At 64.2% G+C, this 21,205-nt stretch carries 15 protein-coding genes; 8 read left to right on the forward strand and 7 right to left on the reverse strand.

Features of this window, described 5'->3' with window-relative positions:
- Positions 1 to 121 precede the first annotated feature (121 nt).
- Positions 122 to 1,822 carry an AMP-binding protein gene (locus U5760_RS17435; RefSeq protein ID WP_322013488.1) on the forward strand — a complete coding sequence of 567 codons (1,701 nt, stop codon included), beginning with the start codon at positions 122 to 124 and terminating at the stop codon, positions 1,820 to 1,822.
- Positions 1,819 to 5,112, forward strand: coding sequence for an acetyl-CoA carboxylase family protein (locus tag U5760_RS17440; protein WP_322013489.1), 3,294 nt, complete (start codon positions 1,819 to 1,821; stop codon positions 5,110 to 5,112). The genes U5760_RS17435 and U5760_RS17440 overlap by 4 nt, the downstream gene beginning before the upstream one ends.
- Before the next feature lie 38 nt (positions 5,113 to 5,150).
- Here U5760_RS17440 and U5760_RS17445 read toward each other — a convergent pair whose 3' ends face one another.
- From U5760_RS17445 to U5760_RS17455, 3 genes are read right to left on the reverse strand one after another with little or no spacing between them, the layout of a single operon-like run.
- The gene (locus U5760_RS17445; protein WP_322013490.1) at positions 5,151 to 5,921 is read right to left on the reverse strand and encodes an SDR family oxidoreductase; all 771 of its coding nucleotides are present in this window, start codon (positions 5,919 to 5,921) and stop codon (positions 5,151 to 5,153) included.
- Positions 5,922 to 5,967: 46 nt separating this feature from the next.
- Complete coding sequence (locus tag U5760_RS17450; protein WP_322013491.1) at positions 5,968 to 6,822, reverse strand: alpha/beta hydrolase; 855 nt, start codon at positions 6,820 to 6,822, stop codon at positions 5,968 to 5,970.
- Positions 6,823 to 6,861: 39 nt separating this feature from the next.
- Positions 6,862 to 7,569: an alpha/beta hydrolase gene (locus tag U5760_RS17455; RefSeq protein WP_322013492.1), complete on the reverse strand. Its 708-nt coding sequence runs from the start codon at positions 7,567 to 7,569 to the stop codon at positions 6,862 to 6,864.
- A 177-nt stretch (positions 7,570 to 7,746) separates the two neighbouring features.
- On the opposite strand from U5760_RS17455, the gene U5760_RS17460 reads away from it, so the two are divergent.
- The 4 genes from U5760_RS17460 (at position 7,747) to U5760_RS17475 (ending at position 10,688) form a co-directional block, all read left to right on the forward strand.
- On the forward strand, positions 7,747 to 8,379 hold the full coding sequence (locus U5760_RS17460; RefSeq protein ID WP_322013493.1) for a CGNR zinc finger domain-containing protein: 633 nt from the start codon (positions 7,747 to 7,749) through the stop codon (positions 8,377 to 8,379).
- Positions 8,380 to 8,472: 93 nt separating this feature from the next.
- Positions 8,473 to 9,192, forward strand: a complete 720-nt coding sequence (locus U5760_RS17465; protein ID WP_322013495.1) for a YceH family protein — start codon at positions 8,473 to 8,475, stop codon at positions 9,190 to 9,192.
- A 65-nt stretch (positions 9,193 to 9,257) separates the two neighbouring features.
- Positions 9,258 to 9,527, forward strand: a complete 270-nt coding sequence (locus U5760_RS17470; RefSeq protein WP_322013497.1) for a MoaD/ThiS family protein — start codon at positions 9,258 to 9,260, stop codon at positions 9,525 to 9,527.
- A 36-nt stretch (positions 9,528 to 9,563) separates the two neighbouring features.
- Positions 9,564 to 10,688 carry an exo-alpha-sialidase gene (locus U5760_RS17475; protein ID WP_322013498.1) on the forward strand — a complete coding sequence of 375 codons (1,125 nt, stop codon included), beginning with the start codon at positions 9,564 to 9,566 and terminating at the stop codon, positions 10,686 to 10,688.
- 98 nt (positions 10,689 to 10,786) lie between these two features.
- Here U5760_RS17475 and U5760_RS17480 read toward each other — a convergent pair whose 3' ends face one another.
- Entirely contained in the window at positions 10,787 to 11,434 is a 648-nt protein-coding gene (locus tag U5760_RS17480) for an ureidoglycolate lyase (RefSeq protein ID WP_322013499.1), read from the reverse strand.
- Positions 11,435 to 11,579: 145 nt separating this feature from the next.
- Between U5760_RS17480 and U5760_RS17485 the strand changes: the two genes are divergently transcribed.
- Positions 11,580 to 12,467 carry a LysR family transcriptional regulator gene (locus U5760_RS17485; RefSeq protein WP_322013500.1) on the forward strand — a complete coding sequence of 296 codons (888 nt, stop codon included), beginning with the start codon at positions 11,580 to 11,582 and terminating at the stop codon, positions 12,465 to 12,467.
- A gap of 52 nt (positions 12,468 to 12,519) precedes the next feature.
- Here U5760_RS17485 and U5760_RS17490 read toward each other — a convergent pair whose 3' ends face one another.
- From U5760_RS17490 to U5760_RS17500, 3 genes are all read right to left on the reverse strand, one after another.
- The gene (locus U5760_RS17490) at positions 12,520 to 12,852 is read right to left on the reverse strand and encodes a hypothetical protein (RefSeq protein ID WP_322013501.1); all 333 of its coding nucleotides are present in this window, start codon (positions 12,850 to 12,852) and stop codon (positions 12,520 to 12,522) included.
- A gap of 75 nt (positions 12,853 to 12,927) precedes the next feature.
- On the reverse strand, positions 12,928 to 16,440 hold the full coding sequence (locus U5760_RS17495) for an ATP-binding protein (RefSeq protein ID WP_322013502.1): 3,513 nt from the start codon (positions 16,438 to 16,440) through the stop codon (positions 12,928 to 12,930).
- A gap of 287 nt (positions 16,441 to 16,727) precedes the next feature.
- Complete coding sequence (locus tag U5760_RS17500) at positions 16,728 to 20,075, reverse strand: ATP-binding protein (RefSeq protein WP_322013503.1); 3,348 nt, start codon at positions 20,073 to 20,075, stop codon at positions 16,728 to 16,730.
- A 289-nt stretch (positions 20,076 to 20,364) separates the two neighbouring features.
- Between U5760_RS17500 and U5760_RS17505 the strand changes: the two genes are divergently transcribed.
- A complete protein-coding gene (locus tag U5760_RS17505; RefSeq protein ID WP_322013504.1) occupies positions 20,365 to 21,048 on the forward strand; it encodes a response regulator transcription factor in 684 nt (227 codons plus the stop codon).
- Positions 21,049 to 21,205: the final 157 nt, after the last annotated feature.

Raw genomic sequence — 21,205 nt, forward strand, 5'->3', positions numbered from 1 at the left:
AGCCGCCCGGCCGCCAATCATGAACATTATTCATGTCGCGGGATGAAAAACCATCAGTTCCAGCCCTCGGTTCGCCCCTCTAACATGGCCAGACCGTCACCCGCAGGTCCGCGAGGCCCCGATGAACGAACGCGAGTATCTGGACCATCTACACCGGCTCTGGAACGAGGCATGGCCCGTGGGCACGCCGCGCGAGCCGCACTACCCGCTCGGCCAGCGGCCGATCGCCGACTATCTGCGCGAATGGGCCTGCCGCGCGCCCGAACGCCCCGCCCTGCACTTCTACGGCCGCACGCTCAACTACGGCGAGCTGGACCGGCTGAGCGACCGCTGCGCCGCGCTGCTCGCTTCGCTGGGCGTGAAGCCCGGCGACCGGGTAGCGGTCTTCATGCCGAACTGCCCGCAGATGCACATCGTCTTCTACGGCATCCTCAAGTGCGGCGCGGTGCACGCGCCCGTGAGCCCGCTTTCGAAGGCACTCGAACTCGGCTATCAACTCAAGGACAGCGGCGCCCAGGTGCTGGTCTGCTTCGATCAGCTGCTGCCCGTGGTGCGCCAGGTGCGCGACGAATGCGGGTTGCGCGCGGTGCTCGCGACGAACCTCGGCGAGATGCGCGGCGCCGTGTCTCCCATCCCCGTGCCAGACCTGGTGGAGGCGCCCAAAGTCGCGTGCGACGACTTCAACGACTTCATCGACCTGCTCCCCGCGCTCGCAGCCATCGAAACACCGGCCCCCGCCCACGTCGCGCAGCTCGACGACATCGCCGCGCTCAACTACACGGGCGGCACGACCGGCCTGCCCAAAGGCTGCATCCACACTCACGGCGACATGCTCTACACCTGCGCGAGCTTCCTGCCCGTGGCACTCGCCGCCGACGAGCGCGCCGTGTTCCTGAACTTCCTGCCCGAGTTCTGGATTGCGGGCGAAAACGCGGGCCTGCTTTTTCCCGTATTCACCGGCGCCGCGCTCGTGCTGCTCGCGCGCTGGGACCCGCTCGCGTGGATGAGCGCCGTGCAGCATTACCGCGTGAGCCATTGCGGCATGCTCGTCGATAGCGTGGCGGAAGTGCTCGACCATCCGCGCGCGGCCGGCTTCGATTTCACCTCGCTGCAACGCGTAGGCGCGATCTCGTTCATCAAGAAGCTCACACCCGACTACCGGCGCCGCTGGCGCGCGCTCACGGGCTGCACGCTTTACGAATTCAGCTACGGCATGACCGAGACGCACACCTGCGACACCTTCACGCTCGGCCTGCAGGACGACGATCTCGACCTGCGCGCCCAGCCCACCTTCGTCGGCCTGCCGGTGCCCGGCACCGAATTCAAGGTCTGCGACTTCGCGAGCGGCGCGCTGCTGCCGCCCGGTGCGGAAGGCGAACTCTGCGTGCGCTCGCCGTCGCTCCTCAAAGGCTACTGGGGCCGCCCGCAGGCCAGCGCCGAAGCGCTGCGCGAGGGCTGGCTGCACACCGGGGATCTTGCCGTCATCACGGAGGAAGGCTTCATCCGCTATCTGGGACGGCGCAAGGAAATGCTCAAGGTGAACGGCATGAGCGTCTTTCCCAGCGAGCTCGAAGCGCTGCTCGGCCAACACCCGGCAATTGCCGGCAGCGCCGTGATCGGCCAGCCCGATGCGGCGCGCGGCCAGCGCCCGGTGGCCTTCATCGTGCTCAAGCCCGGCAGCGCGGCGACAGCCGGAGAACTCGCGGCGTGGTGCCGCGAATCGATGGCGCCCTACAAGGTGCCGGAGATCCGCGTGCTGGACGCACTGCCGATGACCGCCACCGGCAAGGTCAGAAAACAGGAACTGGAAAATCTGCTGTGACGAAGCCCATCAAGACTCTTCTGATCGCCAATCGCGGCGAGATCGCCATCCGCATTGCCCGCGCCGCCGCCGATGCGGGCCTGCGCAGCGTCGCGGTATTCGCCGACGACGACGCGCAATCGCTGCACGTGCGCAAGGCCGATGCGGCCGTCCCTCTCGGCGCCCGCGGCGCGGCGGCCTACCTCGACATCGAGCGGCTGATCGAAGCCGCGCTCGCCAACGGCTGCGACGCCGTGCATCCCGGCTACGGTTTTCTCAGCGAAAGCGCGGCATTTGCGCGGCGCTGCGAGGAAGCGGGGCTCACTTTCGTCGGCCCTTCCGTGGACGTGCTGGAAACCTTCGGCGACAAGGCACGTGCCCGCGAACTTGCCGCGCGCTGCGGCGTGCCGCTCGCGGCGGGCAGCAATCGCGCCGTCACGCGCAACGAGGCGCATGCGTTCTTCGTCGAGCACGGCGCGATCATGGTGAAAGCGCTCGCGGGCGGCGGCGGACGCGGCATGCGCGCGGTGCGTCACGCGGGGGAACTGGACGACGCCTGGGCGCGCTGCGAGTCCGAAGCCCGCAGCGCATTCGGCGACGGCGCGCTGTATGTCGAACGCCTCATCGACGATGCGCGGCACGTGGAAGTCCAGGTGGTGGGCGACGGTGCGCACGTAAGCCACCTCTGGGAACGCGACTGCAGCCTGCAGCGCCGCCATCAGAAAGTGATCGAGATCGCGCCCGCGCCGGGGCTCGATCCCGCGCTGCGCGAGCGTGTGATCGACGCGGCGCTCACGCTGGCGCGCGCCGTGGGCTATCGCGGCATCGGCACGTTCGAATTTCTCGTCGATCGCGCGCGCGGCGACTTCGTGTTCATGGAGGCGAACCCGCGCGTGCAGGTCGAGCACTGCGTGACCGAAGCAATCACGGGTGTCGATCTCGTCGCCGCGCAGTTGCGGCTCGCGCAGGGTGCGACGCTCGCCGCGCTGAAACTGCAGGAGCCTCCTGCCGCACGCGGGTACGCCGTGCAGTTGCGCGTGAATCTGGAAACCATGCAGGCGGACGGCAGCGCCCGCCCCGCCGGCGGCGTGCTGCGCGCCTACGAACCGCCGGGCGGCGTCGGCGTGCGCGTGGACGGCTACGGTTACGCGGGCTACACCACGAGCCCGAGCTACGACTCGCTGCTCGCGAAAGTGATCGCCCACGGCGACGACTTCGCGCTCGCCCTGCGCCGCGCCGCGCGCGCGCTCTGCGAGTTTCGTCTGGAAGGCGTGGCCAACAATATCCACTTCCTGCAGAACCTGCTTCAGCTACCCGATCTCGCGGCCTGCAACGTCAACACGCGCTACATCGAAGCGCACATCGATGCACTGCTCGCACCGAGTGCCGATGCGCATCGCCCACTGTTTTTCCGCAACGCTTCGCCGACGCCCGACAAAGCGACACAAGGCAACGAAGCCGACGCGCCGCCCGGTTGCGTGCCCCTGAACGCGCCGAGCCAGGGCGTGCTCGTGAGCCTCGACGTGCAGCCCGGCGACACCGTCGCCACCGGCCAGCAGGTGGCCGTGCTCGAAGCGATGAAGATGGAATTCGTGGTGCAGGCAAGGCAAAGCGGAGTCGTGCGCACGGTGGCGGTCGAGCCCGGCGACAGCGTGTTCGAAGGCGCACCGTTGCTCTATGTCGAACCCGCCGAGGTGACGGGCACGCTCGAGCAGAGCGAAGCGGAACACGACCTCACGCATATCCGCGCCGATCTCGCCGAAGTGCTTGAACGTCACGCGATCACGCGCGACGAACGCCGCCCGCTCGCCGTGGCGAAACGGCGCAAGACCGGCCAGCGCACCGCGCGCGAAAACCTGAACGATCTGCTCGACGCGGACAGCTTCATCGAATACGGCGCGCTGGCGCTCGCGGCGCAACGCCGCCGCCGGCCGCTGGAAGACCTGATCGGACAGAGCCCGGCCGACGGCCTCGTGGCCGGCCTCGGCACCGTCAACGCGGAGCGCTTCGGCGCGCAGGCCGCCCGCTGCATGGCAATCGCCTACGACTACACGGTGTTCGCTGGCACGCAAGGCATGATGAGCCACAAGAAGACCGACCGCATGCTGCAACTCGCCGGGCAGTGGCGCGTGCCGCTCGTGCTGTTCGCCGAAGGCGGCGGCGGGCGTCCCGGCGACACCGACTACGTGGGCGTGGCGGGCCTCGATTGCCACACCTTCGCGGCCATGGCGCGGCTCTCGGGGCTCGTGCCGCTCGTGGGCGTGGTGTCCGGGCGCTGCTTCGCGGGCAATGCCGCGTTGCTGGGCTGCTGCGACGTCATCATCGCCACGCGCAATGCGAGCATCGGCATGGCCGGGCCGGCCATGATCGAAGGCGGCGGACTCGGCACGTTCGCGCCCGAAGAAGTGGGGCCGTCGAGCGTGCAGTCGGCCAACGGCGTGATCGACGTGCTCGTGGAAGACGAAGCCGAGGCCGTGCGCGTAGCGAAGCAATACCTCGCCTACTTCCAGGGCCCGCTCGACGACTGGTCCTGCGCCGACCAGCGCCTGCTGCGCGAGGCGATTCCCGAAAACCGCCTGCGCGTCTATGACATACGCCGCGTGATCGAAACGCTCGCCGATAGCGGGTCCGTGCTCGAATTGCGGCGGCAGTTCGCGCCGGGTCTCATTACGGCATTCGTGCGCATAGAAGGAAAACCGTTCGGATTGCTTGCCAATAATCCCAAGCATCTGGGCGGCGCCATCGACGCGCAGGCCGGCGACAAGGCCGCCCGCTTCATGCAGCTCTGCGATGCATTCGACATCCCGCTGCTTTCGCTGTGCGACACGCCGGGCTTCATGGTCGGGCCGGAATCGGAAAAGCAGGCAACGGTGCGGCATGTTTCGCGCATGTTCGTCGCCGCAGCAAGCCTGAGCGTGCCTTTCTTTACCGTGGTGCTGCGCAAGGGCTACGGGCTCGGTGCGCAAGCCATGGCGGCGGGCAGCTTTCACGCGCCGCTCTTCACCGCCGCCTGGCCAAGCGGCGAATTCGGCGCGATGGGGCTGGAGGGCGCGGTGCGGCTGGGCTATGCGAAAGAGCTTGCGGCAGTAGAAAATCCGACCGCGCGACAGCAATTGTTCGAGCGCATGGTGGCCGAAGCGTATCGCAACGGCAAGGCCATCAACATGGCGAGCTTCCTCGAAATCGACGCGGTCATCGATCCCGCCGAAACGCGCCGCTGGTTGATGCGGGGCCTGAATGCGGTGCCCGCTGTTCCTCCCGATCAGCCCGCACGCAACAGCAAAAAGCGGCCTTTCGTCGATACGTGGTGAACCCGCGTGCGCCGGGCTTCCGGCGCACGCTTCGTCGCTCACACCGACTTCACTTCTCCGCCATCCATGCGCAGCGTGGTGCCGGTCATCCAGTGCGCTGCGGGCGATACCACGAACGCCATCAGTTCGGCGACCTCCTCCGGCGTGCCGTAGCGCGCAATACCCGCTTCCGCCGGGAACTTCGCGGTGGCCTCTTCCACCGTCATGTCGTGCAGCGGCGCCCAGTGTTCGAGATAGCTGCGCCGCCGGCCTGTCATCACCGGCCCCGGCAACACGCTGTTGACCTGCACGCCATCGGCAATACCGCGATCGGAGAACGCTTTGGCAAGCGCTACGATCGCCGCGTTGATCGTGCCCACCGCCGCATACGGCGCCTTGGGAAACAGCGCCGAATTGCCGGACATCAGCACCACCGATCCCGAAGCCGCCTTCAGCGAAGGCCATGCGGCCACCGTGAGACGGCGCGCGCCATGCAGCTTCAACGCGAGCCCGCGGTCCCACTCGTCGTCGCTCATCTCGAACACGTCGATCTGCGGCACCGCGCCCGCAATGTTGAGCAGCGCGTCGATCCGGCCGAACGCCGCGAGTGTGCGCTCCACCACTTGCTGGGCCGCTGCCGGGTCACCCAGATCGAGGTCGATCACGAGTGCCTGGGCACCCGCGCGCTGCACTTCTCCGGCGGTTTCTTCGAGGTTCGCGCGGTTGCGCGCAACCAGCGCGATTGCGCCGAAGTCGCGCGCGAGCCGGACGGCCGTGGAGCGGCCAATCCCCTGGCTCGCGCCCGTGACGATTGCAACTTTCGTGGACATCGCTTTCTCCATGTCGTGAATCGAATCAGGCTCGCGCCTCGCGCGGTCAGCGAGCGAGGAATGCCGCAATCGCTTCGGCAATTTCCGCAGCGTGTGTTTCGAGCGCGAAATGGCCGGTATCGAAGAAACGCACGACCGCCTGGGGCAGATCGCGCTTGAAAGCCTCTGCGCCCGGGGGCAGGAAGAACGGATCGTTCTTGCCCCACACCGCGAGGAACGGCGGCTGATGCGTGCGGAAATACTGCTGGAACGCGGGATACCGTGCCACGTTGTTACGATAGTCGCCGAAAAGATCGAGCTGGATTTCGTCGGCACCCGGACGCGAAAGATAATGATCGTCGAGCGTATAACCGTCCGGCGGGACTTGCGTGACATCGGGCACGCCGTGCGTGTACTGCCACTTCGTCGTTTCCGGCGTGAGCATGGCGCGCAGCGCCTGGCGGTTCGCCTCGTTCGGCGTTTCCCAGTACGCGCGGATCGGGTTCCAACCGTCGCTCAATCCTTCTACGTAAGCGTTGCCGTTTTGCGAAATGATCGCCGTAATACGTTCAGGATGACTGACGGCTAGACGGAAACCGGTGGGTGCGCCGTAGTCGAACACATAAACCGCGTAGCGGTCGAAACCGATCACCTCGGTGAAGCGCTCGATCACCTTCGCGATGTTGTCGAACGTGTATGCAAAACGATCGCGCGAAGGCATATCCGATTGCCCGAATCCCGGCAGATCCGGTGCGACGATATGAAAACGGTCGGCCAGCTTCGGAATCAGATCGCGAAACATGTGACCGGAGCTTGGGAAACCGTGCAGCAGCAACAGCTTCGGCGCACCGGCATGGCCGGCCTCGCGATAAAACACGTTGAAACCATCGACATCGGCCTGGCGATACGAAACGGTGGACATGCTCTCTCTCCTTGAAAGACGAATCAGTCAGACATTCATTCACTGGGCAGCGGCCGACCGCACCGCTTCGATAATCACTTGCGCGACAGCGTCGGAGGCCGTCACGAGAGGCGTGTGATCCGCGTCGCAGGTGCGCACGTTCGCATTCATGCGGCGCGCCATGAAGTGCTGCGTGGCCGGGTCGATCATGCGGTCCCGGCCGGCGACCAGATACCACGCGGGCAAGTCGCGCCACAGCGGCCGCCCCACCCGCTCGCCGATGCACGCCGCTGCAATCGGGCGCTGCACGGCGGCCAGCACCGCGAGCTCCCCGGGTGCCGCGTCTTGCGCGAAAGCCGCGGCAAACGCCTCGTGCGGCAGCCAGATCCAGCCCTCGTCATCGGGTGCGAGCTTCGGCGCCAGCGGATGCGTCTCGCCGCGGTAGAACACGCCGGCCACGGTCTCGCCTTCGTCGGGCGCCAGCGCCGCGGCATAGACCAGCGCGCAGACCGCCTCATGGCGCACCGCGCCGATCACAGCGCCTGCGTAGGCATGTCCCGCCAGCACGACGGGGCCAGGCGCGCGCTCGATCGTCCGCGCGATTGCCCTTGTGACCGCCGCGACATCGTCGCCAAGCGACGTGAGCGGCAACGGCGCCGCAACAGCCTCGATGCCGGCCGCGTGCAAACGGCCAATCACCTTGCTCCAGCTCGAACCGTCCGCCCACGCGCCGTGAGCCAGCACCACGCTTACGTTTTCCGAAGCCATCTCTGATTCCTCCTGGGAAAGTGGCTAGCTGCATGGCGCCCTGAAATCCGCTTGGCCTTGCAACCCTCTTGTAACCTCTAAAATCACGTTTTAAAGGTTACTAACTGCGCAAGTAACTTGTCAAGTGCATTTTTAACGGTTACATTTATCCCAACTTCACTTCATTTGGCGCCCGCAATGGACTACCGCCAGAACCCCGCGATCTTCGTGGCCGACGCGCTGGGCCTCGATTTCCTCAATTCGGTGGCAACGCCCGCGGACGAACCTGTGGATTGGCTCGGCGATGGAGAGGGATTGCTTGCGTGGCTTGCGCAGGCGGATCTCGTGCCGGCGGCCGTGCTGGCGCAGATGCGCGAGCAGGCCAGCCAGGCCGAACTCGACGCGTTGGCCGCACGTGCGCGCGAACTGCGCGAATGGTTCCGGGAATTCGTGCGGGCGCACAAAGGCGAGCCGCTCACCGCACGCGACCTGGGTGCGCTGGAACCGCTCAACCGCATCCTCGAAGGCGACGCGCGCCATGACGCCATCGTCGCGGGCGCGCCGGATGCCGCCGATGGGCTGCAGCTGCGTACGCTCCGGCGCTGGCAATCGCCGGACGCATTGCTGCTGCCCATCGCCGAGGCCATGGCCAAACTGGTCTGCGAAGAAGATTTCACGCATGTGAAGGCGTGCGAAGGCCACCGCTGCACCTTGCTGTTCGCCGACCATACGCGCGGCCACGCGCGCCGCTGGTGCAGCATGGCGCTGTGCGGCAACCGCGCGAAGGTCGCGGCGCACCGCAAGCGCCTCAAGGAACGAGAAGGCGTTTGACGCGATCGACCCGGTCAGAAAATTGCCGCCGGCGGGCTACGCAATGCGCGTATGATCTCCCCCCACGAACGATCTACGACGACCGGGTTGAACATGAACTCTTCTGCCGATAGCGCCTCGCCGCGCACGCTACGCACACTCACGCAACTCGAAGCACGCATCCTGGGCGTGCTGGTCGAGAAACAGCACACGGTGCCCGATACTTACCCGCTTTCGCTCAATGCGCTCACGTCGGGCTGCAACCAGAAGACCGCGCGCACGCCGGTAATGAACGTGAGCGAAACCGAGGTGCTCGGCGCGATCGAAGACCTCAAGCACCTGAGTCTCGTATTCGAAGGCAGCAGCAGCCGCGTGCCGCGTTTCGAGCACAACCTGAACCGCGTGCTGGGCATTCCGGCCCAGGCGGTCGCACTCCTCACGGTCATCATGCTGCGCGGCGCGCAGACAGCAGCCGAGCTGCGGTTGAACTCGGCGCGGCTGCATGGTTTTGCCGATGTGTCTTCGGTCGAGGCCTTCCTCGCTGAGCTCGCCGAACGCGAACCGCCGCTCGTCGTGAAGCTGCCGCGCGCACCCGGCGAGCGCGAAAATCGATGGATGCATTTGCTGTGCGGCGAGGTGGAGAGCAGCGCCGACGAGGTGGCAGCCGGCGGTGGCGAGCCCGTTGCGGGCAGTAGCGTGTCGTTCGCGGAGTTCGAGGCGTTGCGTGGCGATCATGAGCGCCTGGCCGGCGAGGTAGCGCGGTTGCGCGCGCTCGTGGAACGGCTTGCGGCGGAGTTGGGCGTGGCGTCGGATGATACGCAGCAAGGCGCGTGAAGCCCGCAACGAATCGTCTACACTTCAGAATCGACTAACAAGGCTCTCGCGCCCGACAACCCGCCATGCCGCGCATCCGCTTCGCTGCTTCGATTCAACGGCACATCGCGACGCCCGAGCGCGAGATCGACGCACATACGCTAGGCGAAGCACTCGAAGCCGTCTTTGCCGCGCAACCCCGGTTGCGCGGCTACATCCTCGACGATCAGGGCGCACTGCGCAAACATCTCGCGGTGTTCGTCGACGGCCGGCCGGTGCGCGACCGACAACATCTGTCCGATGCACTTAGTGAGGACAGCCAGGTTCACGTCATCCAGGCGCTCTCGGGCGGATAAAAGTCCCCCGCAGACACGAACGAGGAGACACGCGACATGAGCGATCGATTGCTGGTTGGGACCCGCAAGGGATTGTTCGTTCTGCAGGCCGACGGCGCGGGTGGCTGGACCCTCGGTGAGCCGCATTTCATGGGTGAACCGGTGAGCATGGTGCTGCCTGATCCGCGCGACGGATCGCTATATGCCGCGCTCAACCTCGGTCACTTCGGCGTGAAGCTGCATCGCCGGCGCGCGGGCATGACCGCCTGGGAAGAGTGCGCGGTTCCCGTCTACCCGCCGCAGCCTGCCGACGAACCGCCAGCCGGTGACAGCGCAGAAGCTGCGCAAACGCCCAATCCCACGCCGTGGACACTTCAGCAAATCTGGTCGCTCGAAACCGGCGGCCCGGACGAACCGGGCGTGTTGTGGGCCGGCACGATTCCCGGCGGCCTCTTCCGTTCCGGCGATGGCGGCGACACCTGGGTGCTCAACCGCGCGCTCTGGGATCGTCCGGAGCGCCGCGAATGGATGGGAGGCGGCTACGACGCGGCGGGTATCCACTCCGTGATGGTCGATCCGCGCGACAGCCGGCACGTGACAGTCGGCGTGTCGTGCGGCGGCGTCTGGCAAACGGCGGATGGCGGCGCGACCTGGCGCCTGAGTGCCGACGGCATGGAGGCCGACTATATGCCGCCGGAGCAGCGCGGCGAGCCCAACGCGCAAGACCCGCACCGGATCGTGCAATGCCCGTCCGATCCTGAGGTGCTGTGGGCGCAGCATCACTGCGGAATCTTCCGCTCGACCAACGGCTCCGGGCGTTGGCAACGAATCGAAGCGCAGCCATCGAGTTTCGGCTTCGCGGTTGCCGTGCACCCGCGCGAGCCGGATACCGCGTGGTTCGTGCCCGCCGTCAAAGACCAGTACCGTATTCCGGTCGATGGCCAGTTCGTCGTTACGCGTACACGCGATGGGGGCCGCACGTTCGAGCGCTTCTCGAAAGGGCTGCCGGCTGCACCGGCCTACGATCTCGTGTACCGGCACGGGCTCGCTATCGACGAATCCGGCACGCGCCTCGCGATGGGGTCCACCACGGGCGGGTTGTGGACGTCCGGGGACAGTGGCGAGAGCTGGCAACTGATCTCAGCGCATTTGCCGCCGGTGTATTGTGTCCGGTTTGGATGAGGGTGTTAGGCGGTCTTGACGAGCCTTGGGTCGAAGACACTTTTGTCGCGCTTACCCAGCACCTGCGCAAGCAGGCTCACGGAACACGTGGCTGCGCGTCACAGGCGAATGGGGGCTTCCAGCAAGCAACCAAACTCCTGCGCAAATTCGACCGAGACGCGGGCGTGGACAGCGCCTTGTTTGTCGAAGAACCGCTGGGCTCCTTCCAGGGTGAACACACCCTCATGCCAGATGTTGGGGTGAATGTAGAGGCCTTGTTGACCGTCGAACCGGAAGCAGACGAATTTTTCCGGCGTAATGTCGTCGCCGGGCAATGCCAGCGGAACATAGAACGGGCGGCGATCAAGCGGGAAGAAGAGCTGACCGCCGTCCGGGTGATAGTTCGCATGCCAAAGCAACATGCGCTCCGGTGCGACCAGGCTGTCTTCGCGCGCGTCGTCTGGCTCCGTGGCGTACGCGAGGACATAGTTGCCGCCTACCGCTTCGTTTCGACCGTACAGGATGTCGCCGCGCCATTCGCTGACGAATGTGCCTTCGGTCGTACCCGCTTCGTTACCGGTTCCCGGGTCGATGGGTCTTGAGCCCACGGCTGGCCACTGCACGATTTCGACCTCGCATTCGCCCGGGTCGTTCACAAGCACTCCATAGCCACTCAGCGTTCCGGGAGTCGCGTCGATCACGGGCAGGCTCACTCGTCGGAGGCCCCGAGGCAGGGCAGGATTGAGGTAATCGATTTCTTTGCTCATGACGAATCACAGTGCGTGTTAGGGGGAGCCGCGCCCGGATCCAACCGCGCAGCAACAACACCGAGCGTATCGTGCAGCCGATCTGCCAGTCAAATTAATATGGATGCTATATTTTCGCATTGAAATTGATGGGTCGAGGTTCGCGATGGCAATGCGCTATTTCCAGCTCAGGGCATTCGACGCTGTCGCCCGGGAAGGGAGTTTCTCGAAGGCAGCGAGTCTTCTAGGCCTGACACAACCGGCCATCACAGCGCAGATTCGCAATCTGGAAGAAGATTGCAAGCAGGCTCTCTTTGTCCGCACGGCCGAAGGCGCTTCTCTAACCGATGCCGCGAAGCCGCTCTTTGAATTGACCCGGCAGATGTTTGCGGTGGAAGAGCAGATCGAGGACATGGTGAGCCAGGCGACTCTGTTCCGGCACGGCAGCCTCAAGCTCGCTGCTGACGGCCCCCAGGTAATCCTGCAAGTGGTGGCCGCTTTTCGTGCGCAGTATCCGGACATCGAACTATCGGTCTCGTTCGGAAGTCAGCGTGAGGTCTGGGACGATCTGCTGGCGTATCGCGTTGACGCGGCCGTCATCGGCAATGTCAAAAGCGATACCCGGGTAATGGCGATTCCCGTCGCGCAACAGGACATGCGGGTGCTCGTGCCGAAGCGCCACCCGCTCGCAGCGGCCAAAAGCGTGAGCGTTGCCGATCTTCGCGCGTATTCCGTGATCCGCCGGGAGGCGGGCTCCAATACCCAGCGGCTGGTCGACGAAGCCTTGCGGCGCGCGAAAGTCTCGCTCCCGACGGCAATGAAACTGGGTAGTCGGGAGGCCGTGCTGGAAGCGGTCAGGCAAGGCCTCGGCATTGGCTTCGTGCTTGAGCGCGAGATTCCCGCAGGCACGCGAACCGTTGCCATCCCGGTCGAGGAGCTACGCGGCTGCAATGTCGATTCGGTAGTTTGCCTTCATAGCCAGCGTAAGCGGGGTATTGTGCAGACGTTTCTTGCGGTTGCGGAAACGGTCGCGAACCTGGAGCGCGACCGTTGAATGATGCTTATTGCAAGAACGATGCGCTCCCATTAGCCAAACGTCCGCGTATTCATTGCGAATGAAATTCCTCCTTAAAGGCTTCGTGGATGTCGCGGACATCGCCAGTTCGCCATCTCCGACTGTTCAACGCGTCCCAGTGCGGGCATGTCATTTCAAAGGAGAGGCCGCCCAGCGGATAAACATTCTGATCTGAACACGGCTCATCCCGGTGGGCGCCGCGTCCGAGCGCGATGAAGTTCCTTGTTGGTGGGCGGTAAGACCAGAATCCCGATGCGGTGACGGCGCTTTGATATGGTGGAACGAACGGGTGTCCACCCAACGTTTGTGCGGTCGCAATGGCGTTTGTGAAAAGGAATACAACCGTTAAGAGCCGTATCTGCATGATCGAACTCGATACACTTCACTTTATTCAATTCGCACTACATACCATATAATTCGACGAATTATATTTATCCACTCAAGCCTTGTCACTAGTCGCCTCCGCCGCGTCGTGCAGATCAATGGGCCGCAAGGCCATACGAATAAGATGAACGATTTTCAGGAGTGCGTCGGCGCGTTCTGGCCGCTCTGCAAGCTCGAGGATACGAGCGAGGATGTCGCGTAAATTGATCCCGTCCGCGAGGACACGGGCGCGCAATTGATCGTCGAGCCCATCGAGTGCGGCCAGCGCCGCCGCGACGCCCTCCTTCGATATCGTGTCCTGCATCTGGGCGCACCGCTCTGCAAGCGCGTCGTAGCCGAACACCCTGAGCGCACCTCGAAGGGAATGTAGCTCAGCGAGTATCCGGGCGGCGTCGCCCGCGTCGGACGCTGCATGGAGCGCGGCCAGCGACGCCTCACATGACCTCAGGAACGTCGAACGCACGTGATCCGGTACGGTCCGCCCACCCAGCACGCCATCACGCTCACCCTCGCGGCCACCCGCCTGCACCGGCATACCCGGCACCCCGGTGACCTCCGAGAGCGTCGCCGACAGCACATCGAGCTGCAACGGTTTGGTCACCAGTCGCGTTATCCCCACCGCCTCACATCGGGCTCGCTCTTCCAGCGTCGCGCTCGCCGTCGCTGCGACGATCGGCATCTCAGGCCAGCGCGCCTGCACCGCGATCGCGAGCTCATAGCCGTCCACCACGGGCATCGCCAGATCCGTCACGAGCACGTCGAAGCGCCCCCGCGACAGACATTCCAGCGCCTGCTGTCCATCTTCCGCCAGATGAGGCTCGCAACCGAGCAACTGTAACTGCTCTTCAAACAACTGCCGGTTCACTGCGTTGTCTTCCGCAACCAGCACTTTCAGCCGACGCGACAGCACCCTCTGCGTCTGCGTGCCGACCTCCAGTGGTTCATCCTGTACCGTGTACCGCAGCGCCGCCGCCAGTCCCTTCAGGCCGTAGCTCGATACCTTCACCACCTGTCCCGTGGCGACGGGACTGGCTGGGCCGTCTGGACTGCAGTCGATCACCCAGGACGACTCTTCGAGCAGCTCGCACTCTTCGTCCGCATGCCAGGTCCCTCGGTCGCCGCATAGAATCAGCGTGTCCGCCGCCGCCACCTTCTCCGGATCGAGTTGCGCCGGATGCCGGTACGCCTCCACCTTGAGCCCCCATGCCTCCATCGCCGCGACCGCGTAGGCGTGCCAAGCGTCGGCATCCGCTACAAACAGCACCAATTCGTCTGCGAACTGAGGCATGTCTGGCGCCGGCATGCTTTCGCAGTCGCCGAGCGGCAACAGCACCGTAAACACACTACCCGCGTCAGGCTCACTACGCACCGTGATCGTCCCGCCCATCGCATGCACGAGCCGCGCGCACAATGCAAGCCCCAATCCCGTGCCGCCAAAACGACGGCTGATCGTCGCATCGACCTGAGTGAACGCCTGGAACAGGTTCACCTGCTGCTCGGGTGACATGCCAATCCCGCTGTCTTCCACCTCGATCACCAGCAGTTGACTGTCGCGGCCAGGTTGAACGCGCTTGTCCGGCTGTATTGCCAGCCGCAGCATCACCTCGCCCTGCTCCGTGAACTTGATGGCATTCGCCAGCAAGTTGTTCAATACCTGATCGAGCCGCGTCGGATCGCCCCGTATCGGCCGCGTCGCCGAGGTGCCGAACTCACCTGTCAGCATCACGCCCTTCGCGCGGGCCAATGGCCCGAATATCGCCAGTGCCTGCGACGCTACCTCCTGCGCGTCGAACACGATGTGCTCCAGCGTCATCTCGCCGGCCTCGATCTTCGAGAAGTCCAGCACGTTGCTGACGATCGCAAGCAGCCCGTCCGACGAGCCGCGGATTGTCTTCAGCCGGTCACGCTGCAATGCATCAAGCTGCGAGTGCGACAGCAACTCCAGATTTCCCAGGATCGCGTTCAGCGGCGTACGGATCTCGTGGCTCATCGCCGCGAGGAACGCCGATTTCGCCGCGTTCGCCGAGTCGGATGCGTGTTTTGCCTCCTGCAATTGACGCGCGAGGTTTTTTTCCGCCGTGACGTCCGTGAATGCCGTCACCAGCACATCCTGCCCGCCGTAGCGCGCCGGTGCGATACTCACCGAGAGATTCAACTCGCCGCCTTCACGCGTGGGCAACGTCAGCGCCTCCCGCGTGACGTTTTTCGCACCGCCCCGCCCGCCGGCTTCCTGGTGTCGTCGAACCAGTTCCGCCGACAAGGCCGACGCCGGCGCGAGCAGTTGTGAGGCCGTATCGATCATTGTCGGGCTGCTCAACAGCGCCTCGCCACTGTCCACGGCGATCAGCTCCAGCCCGACCGGTGCCGTCTCGACCAGCGTACGGCTCAATTGCTCGCTCTCGAATACCTGCTTCGAGCGCATCAGAACCGGCTGGAAAACGCGCCGATTGAACAACAGGAGAAGCGTCCACACCACCAGGATGATGGCACCTGTTGTCACTGCCGATTGGGCAACCGAGCCACTGATACCTCTCGCGACGGCGCGCCACGACTCGACGAAGACAAGCGTTGCGCCCGTGTCGGAGAGTGGCCAGCCAAATAGCACATGGCCGTCTCGATAGACAGCCCCGGTGGCCCGGGCGATGTTCTCCATACCCAGCGAGCGAGAGACGCGTAAGGTCGCCGGGTCGTTCGCCTGTTCGCCGCTCGAAGCGATCACCTGGCCGTCGCGCGCGAAAAGCAACAGCGAGCCATCGAAGCTGACCTTTCCTAGCGAGGATGTCACAACGGCAACGGGAATCTCGGAAACGACGACCCCGAACGGCTTCTTGCTGCCGTCGAACACGGTCGCTGCAACTCGAATCGACGGCAAGCCACTCAAAGCGCCTTGTGAGAGAGGCAACCAGCGAAGCGCACGCCCCCCCGTACGCGGATCACGTAAAGGTGCACCTTCCGGCACCAGACGATCGCCGCGGGAGCCGGTCAGCGTGGCGACAAGCCGACCGCGATCAGAAAGCAGAGTGCCCAATTGCGCATCGCCAGACGACGACGTTGCCACCATCAGCACGAGACCATAGTCGGGGCTGTACAGCCATGAATTCAAAACGCCGCCGTTTCGCTCCGCCATCACCATCAATCCATCGCTGGTCAGCTCAGCAAGCCTGATGTACCGACCGACTATCGCTACAGGCGGGCTCACGGGCGAGGTGCCGGCAATGATCACGGGCACGTGATCTGGCGCCTGTTGCACACGAAGCATCTGACCGTTTTCGTTGAATCGCTGAACAAGGGCCGGCGCGGCTTGCTCATTGGCCCGCCACGCAATTTCGAGGAGCCGGATGGAGTTCTGCATGTTCGTGAAGTAGCGCAAGTACAGGCTTGAAACTTCCTGCTCATTGAGCAGCACTTCACTGTGCTGGAGGGTGAAATAGGCATTCAGGATGGACACCACGTTGATGGCGAACGCAGCCAGCACGACCATCGTGATCACTGCCCCGCCGCCAAACATCAACAGGTGTTGGTAGTGGCGAAAGCGGTCTAGCACATTGCCTTGCGCGGATCGGGTCATAGGCTCCAGAGGCGTTGACGCTTGGACCGGACGCCTCGTCCTTGAAGTGCCTTACATGCGAGGTGGCCGCTTGATTATCCGCTGCATGACGAAACAGCGAAAGAGGAATTGCCCGCGGCAGGCAGCGCCAACCGCAGCGGCTTTCTGGCAAACAAACGCGACGCCCGCGCCTGCAGAAAACGTGCCTGACGCGGTGGTCGGGGCCGAAGGCTTGATGATCAACTTGCCGTTGCTCGTGAAAGTCTACACACCGAGCGCGACGCCACGCTTACCGGCAGAAGCCCTTGCTAACCGACGCCCCATGTCTCGGCTCGCTCGACGGCGTGAACAATTGCAACGAACTCCCTCTTCGCGACAGCGTCGAGGCCATCCCGCTTGATTCGCGCCTCCAGTTCAGCCTGCTGATCGGCCAGTTCCTCGTATCCGAACACGTTCAGCGCACCGCGCAGCGAATGCAGCTGCGCCAGCACCTCCGCCTCGTTACCGGTATCGTAGGCGGCATCGATTGCCGCCAGCGAACCTTCGCGCGACTTCAGGAATGCCTCCAGCATATGCGCGGGCAGTGCCCGGCCACCCAGCATCCCGGTACGCCGTCCCCCGCTCGTGCCCGTTTCCACGGCTGCACCGGGTACGCCGGTCACTGCCGACAGCGTCGCCACCAGATCGGCGAGCTGCAGCGGCTTGTTGACCACCCGCATGATGCCCGCGGCCGCGCACCTCGCGCGTTCCCCTGGCGTCGCATCGGCGGTCGCGGCGACTACCGGCATTTCCGGCCAGCGCGAGCGCGCTTCGCTGGCCAGCGCATAGCCGTCCATCAGCGGCATCGCCAGATCCGTCACCAGCACGTCGAAGCGCTCGCGCTCGAGACATTCCAGCGCACGTTGCCCATCTTCTGCCAGATGCGTTTCACAACCCAGCACCTTGAACTGCTCTTTGAAAAGGCGCTGGTTTACCGCGTTATCCTCTGCCACCAGCACCTTTAGAGTGCGCAAGAACACTCGCCGGGTCTCCTCGCCCGTCTCGAGCGGTTCGCCTTTCAACGTGTACCGTAATGCCGTCGCAAGCCCCTTCAGCCCGTAGCAGGACACACTCACCTCGCCGCCCGTCGCAACGGGGCGGGCCGGACCTTCGCTGTTGCAGTCGATGGTCCACGCCGCCTCTTCCACGAGGCGGCGCTCGTCATCCTCGTGCCACGTATCGCGCTCGCCGCAGAGAATCAACGTGTCCGCTCCCTCCAGCGTCGCCAGATCGATTTGCGCCGGATGTCGATACGCCCGCACGGTCAGCCCCCATGCCTGGAGTGCTGCGACCGCGTACGCGTGCCACGCGTCTGCGTGGGCCAGCAGCAGCACACGCTCGCCCGCGAAACGCGGCATGTCCACCCGGACTCCGCGGGCGGTCTTGCCCAGCGGCACCCACACCGTGAACACGCTCCCTTCACCCGGTGCGCTCCTTACAGCGATCGTGCCGCCCATTGCATCGATCAGCCGTGCGCTCAGCGCCAAACCGAGGCCGGTGCCTCCAAAGCGACGGTTGATCGTCGTATCGGCCTGGCTGAATGCCCGGAACAGCGACGCATGCTGCTCCGGCGACATGCCGACCCCGCTGTCCTGGACCTCGATGACAAGTTGGTCGGCCGCAGCGGACACCGCAGCCTCGACCGACAAACGCAGCCTCACCTCACCGTGCTCCGTGAACTTGATGGCGTTCGAAAGCAGATTGTTCATCACCTGTCCAAGCCGCGTGGGATCGCCCTGCATCGGCTGAGTCAGCGCGGTCCCGAACGTCCCCGACAACCTGATACCCTTCGCCCGGGCCACCGGCCCGAACATCGTCAGCGCCCGTGCGACCACCTCGTGCGCGTCGAAAGCGATGTGCTCCAGCGTCATCTCCCCGGCCTCGATCTTCGAAAAATCGAGCACGTCGCTGACGGTCGAAAGCAGTCCTTGCGACGCGGTCTGAACCGTCTTCAGCCGGTCTCGCTGCAATGCATCAAGCTGCGAATGCGACAGCAATTCCAGGTTCCCCAAGATCGCGTTCAGTGGCGTGCGGATCTCGTGGCTCATCGCCGCAAGGAACGCCGATTTCGCCGCATTGGCCGAGTCCGCCATCTGCTTCGCCTCGCGGAGTCGACGCTCGAGCTGCTTTTCCGCCGTCACGTCCGTGAACGCCGTCACGAGCACGTCCTGTCCCTGATAGCGCGCCGGCACGACGCTCACCGAGAAGTCCATCGATCCGCCGTCGGGGGTGGGTAACGACCAGTCCTCATGCGCGAGGCTGCTTGCGCCCGGTGTGCCCTGACGCTGCCGATAGCGACGCACCAGTTCCTCCGCCAGCGTTCGGACAGACATGTCCACGCGCGTCGTCGCATCGACCATTGCAGGACTGCGTAACAGCGGCTTGCCGCTCTCCACAGCGATGAGTGCGAGCCCGACAGGCGCCGTCTCGATCAGCGTGCGGCTCAGGTGTTCGCTTTCGAACACCCGTCGCGATCGCTCAAGCACGGGGCGGAATATGCGTAGCCTGAAGTAAATCAGAAAGATCCACATCACGGTCGCCGTCACGATTGTCATCGCCGCGCCAACGCCCACCTGAAAACCGATGCTCGAGATGACATCGCGCCACGTGATGGCATAGACAAGGATCCAGCCCGTATCGCCAAGCCGATCGGAGATCGTGAATGCGCCGTCATGCGCGATTACCCTGTGCTGGCTGCTGATTGCCGCCGCTATCGCCGCCACCTGCATGCGTTCCGCGAGCGCGGGATCGACGGCCTGGCCGGCCGTACTCGCGACAATTTCTCCTGTTCCCGTTATGACCATATAGGTGCCGTCAAATCTGTCGACGCTCAGAGGCGAGGTCAAGACCTCCGGGGCATATTCGGTGACGAGCGTTGCGACCTGCGCTCCGTCACACAGGACCGGCGCGGCGAGGCGAATCGCCGGCTTTCCCGTCAGTGGACTCATGGTTGGCTGAATCCATGTGACAGGTGGGCGCCGGTCAGCCCGCTCACCCGGATAAAGCACCCTCAGATTGTCGAGCCCGCTCCCCAAGGTCGCAATCAGGCGCTCACGCCCGGCACGTGGACCGGTCGTCAGCTCGCGACTGGACTGCGGCGCAGACAGGATTCCCGCAAGATCGTGCCCCGTGCCGATGAAATAGCGGTTTGCCGCCTTCCCGCGCAGCAACGTGTTGACCGCGCTTACACTTCCCAGGCGTGCGGCGAGGCCAACGTAACGACGCAGCAGGTTGTCTGCGGGTGGATTGCCATGCATTCCTAACAACAAAGGCTGCACGGACATGGACGACGACTGAGGCACGAACGCGTATCCCTTCCTGCCAAACCGTTCGATGAACGCCGGGTCGACGTGATCCTCATCGCGACACGCCAGCTGGCCCGCGACAAGCGCAGAGCGGAAGAGCTGTTCGCTCGAATTGATTTCGTCCATGACGAGGTTGCGGCCGACGAGGAAAGCCTGCCGCTCGTCGGCCAGGTGCTCGACGAACGTCGACCATGCCACGACCGCAAACGCGAAGAGCATCATGAGCGTGGTCACCACGCCGCCGCCAAAGATTAGCCATCGCTTGTAACGATGTAACTGGCGCAAGACCTCATTCTGCGTACTGGAAGACATGGCGACACCGATTGATTTTCATGGATCGACGACGCGCTTATGCATCTCGCTTGCGTGGGCGCACCGAACCGAATCAATTATCGCGACGCATGGGCGGTCCCAGGTCAGCAGGCCCTGAAAATCAAACATATATGGCTAAAAATCCACCACATATAAGACTAGTCAAACGCAAACCATCGACTTTCCGCCGAGGTCTGGTCATGTTGCCGGATGTATTCGGATGAGTCAGTTTCTGGTACATTGAGTCGGACGCTGCCCGTCGCCCCATCGTGTCTACGCGGAGATTGGCATGAGTAGAATGAAGATCCGTCTTGTGCTTGCCGACGATCATCCGGCGTTGCTTTCAGGCATCAAGCACGATCTGGCTGTCGTGCCGACGCTGGAAGTCATAGGTGAAGCAGCCGACTCCGGTCAGCTAGTCAAAATACTGGGAAGCCAGCCTTGCGATGTCCTGATTACCGACTACGCAATGCCCGGCGGCGAGTACGGCGATGGCCTGACACTCCTCTCTTATCTGCGCAGAACCTGGCCGGCGCTCAAGATCGTGGTCTATACGACGATAGAAAACCCCGCCATCGCACGCGAAATCGCGAAACTCGGCGTGCATTCGGTGCTAGGCAAGACGCATGACACGAGCCACCTGATCTCAGCGGTTCACGCCGTCTATGCCGGAGCCACCTATTTTCGTGCAACACAGCGCGAGGCCGAAGACGCTCTCCCCGGTCACGCCCTCGCGAAGAACCCGCGCACGCTGACGTTGAGCACGCGTGAGACGGAAGTTATACGGCTCTTCGTCTCGGGGATGTCGGTGAGCGAAATCGCCGACCGACTGCATCGCACAAAGCAGACGATCAGCGCCCAGAAAACGCGCGCGATGCGCAAGCTTGGTATAGACCGCGACGCCGATCTGTTTCGGTTTGCATACGAATCGGGTCTCGCCGTCACGACCGACGGCTCCCGGCAGGAATCCTGAGCAAACTGATAAGCGCGCCGCCGTTTTTTTGCTCGCACTTTCCCGGTCTTCGCATGCGTACCGCAACGTGGCGCGCACCCGCGTAAATCTCCTGCGTCTCGACGGCTGCCAACGCCGGCCCCGGCATCGCAATGATGCCGTTATCAGACGGGAATCG

The sequence above is a fragment of the Paraburkholderia sp. J12 genome, from assembly GCF_905220215.1.
GTDB lineage: Bacteria > Pseudomonadota > Gammaproteobacteria > Burkholderiales > Burkholderiaceae > Paraburkholderia.

Excerpts from the sequence above, each read along its gene's own strand:
- U5760_RS17435 (WP_322013488.1), top strand. The coding sequence starts at position 122 with ATGAACGAACGCGAGTATCTGGACCATCTACACCGGCTCTGGAACGAG.
- U5760_RS17445 (WP_322013490.1), bottom strand. The coding sequence starts at position 5,921 with ATGTCCACGAAAGTTGCAATCGTCACGGGCGCGAGCCAGGGGATTGGC.
- U5760_RS17450 (WP_322013491.1), bottom strand. The coding sequence starts at position 6,822 with ATGTCCACCGTTTCGTATCGCCAGGCCGATGTCGATGGTTTCAACGTG.
- U5760_RS17455 (WP_322013492.1), bottom strand. The coding sequence starts at position 7,569 with ATGGCTTCGGAAAACGTAAGCGTGGTGCTGGCTCACGGCGCGTGGGCG.
- U5760_RS17460 (WP_322013493.1), top strand. The coding sequence starts at position 7,747 with ATGGACTACCGCCAGAACCCCGCGATCTTCGTGGCCGACGCGCTGGGC.
- U5760_RS17465 (WP_322013495.1), top strand. The coding sequence starts at position 8,473 with ATGAACTCTTCTGCCGATAGCGCCTCGCCGCGCACGCTACGCACACTC.
- U5760_RS17470 (WP_322013497.1), top strand. The coding sequence starts at position 9,258 with ATGCCGCGCATCCGCTTCGCTGCTTCGATTCAACGGCACATCGCGACG.
- U5760_RS17475 (WP_322013498.1), top strand. The coding sequence starts at position 9,564 with ATGAGCGATCGATTGCTGGTTGGGACCCGCAAGGGATTGTTCGTTCTG.
- U5760_RS17480 (WP_322013499.1), bottom strand. The coding sequence starts at position 11,434 with ATGAGCAAAGAAATCGATTACCTCAATCCTGCCCTGCCTCGGGGCCTC.
- U5760_RS17485 (WP_322013500.1), top strand. The coding sequence starts at position 11,580 with ATGGCAATGCGCTATTTCCAGCTCAGGGCATTCGACGCTGTCGCCCGG.
- U5760_RS17490 (WP_322013501.1), bottom strand. The coding sequence starts at position 12,852 with ATGCAGATACGGCTCTTAACGGTTGTATTCCTTTTCACAAACGCCATT.
- U5760_RS17495 (WP_322013502.1), bottom strand. The coding sequence starts at position 16,440 with ATGACCCGATCCGCGCAAGGCAATGTGCTAGACCGCTTTCGCCACTAC.
- U5760_RS17500 (WP_322013503.1), bottom strand. The coding sequence starts at position 20,075 with ATGTCTTCCAGTACGCAGAATGAGGTCTTGCGCCAGTTACATCGTTAC.
- U5760_RS17505 (WP_322013504.1), top strand. The coding sequence starts at position 20,365 with ATGAGTAGAATGAAGATCCGTCTTGTGCTTGCCGACGATCATCCGGCG.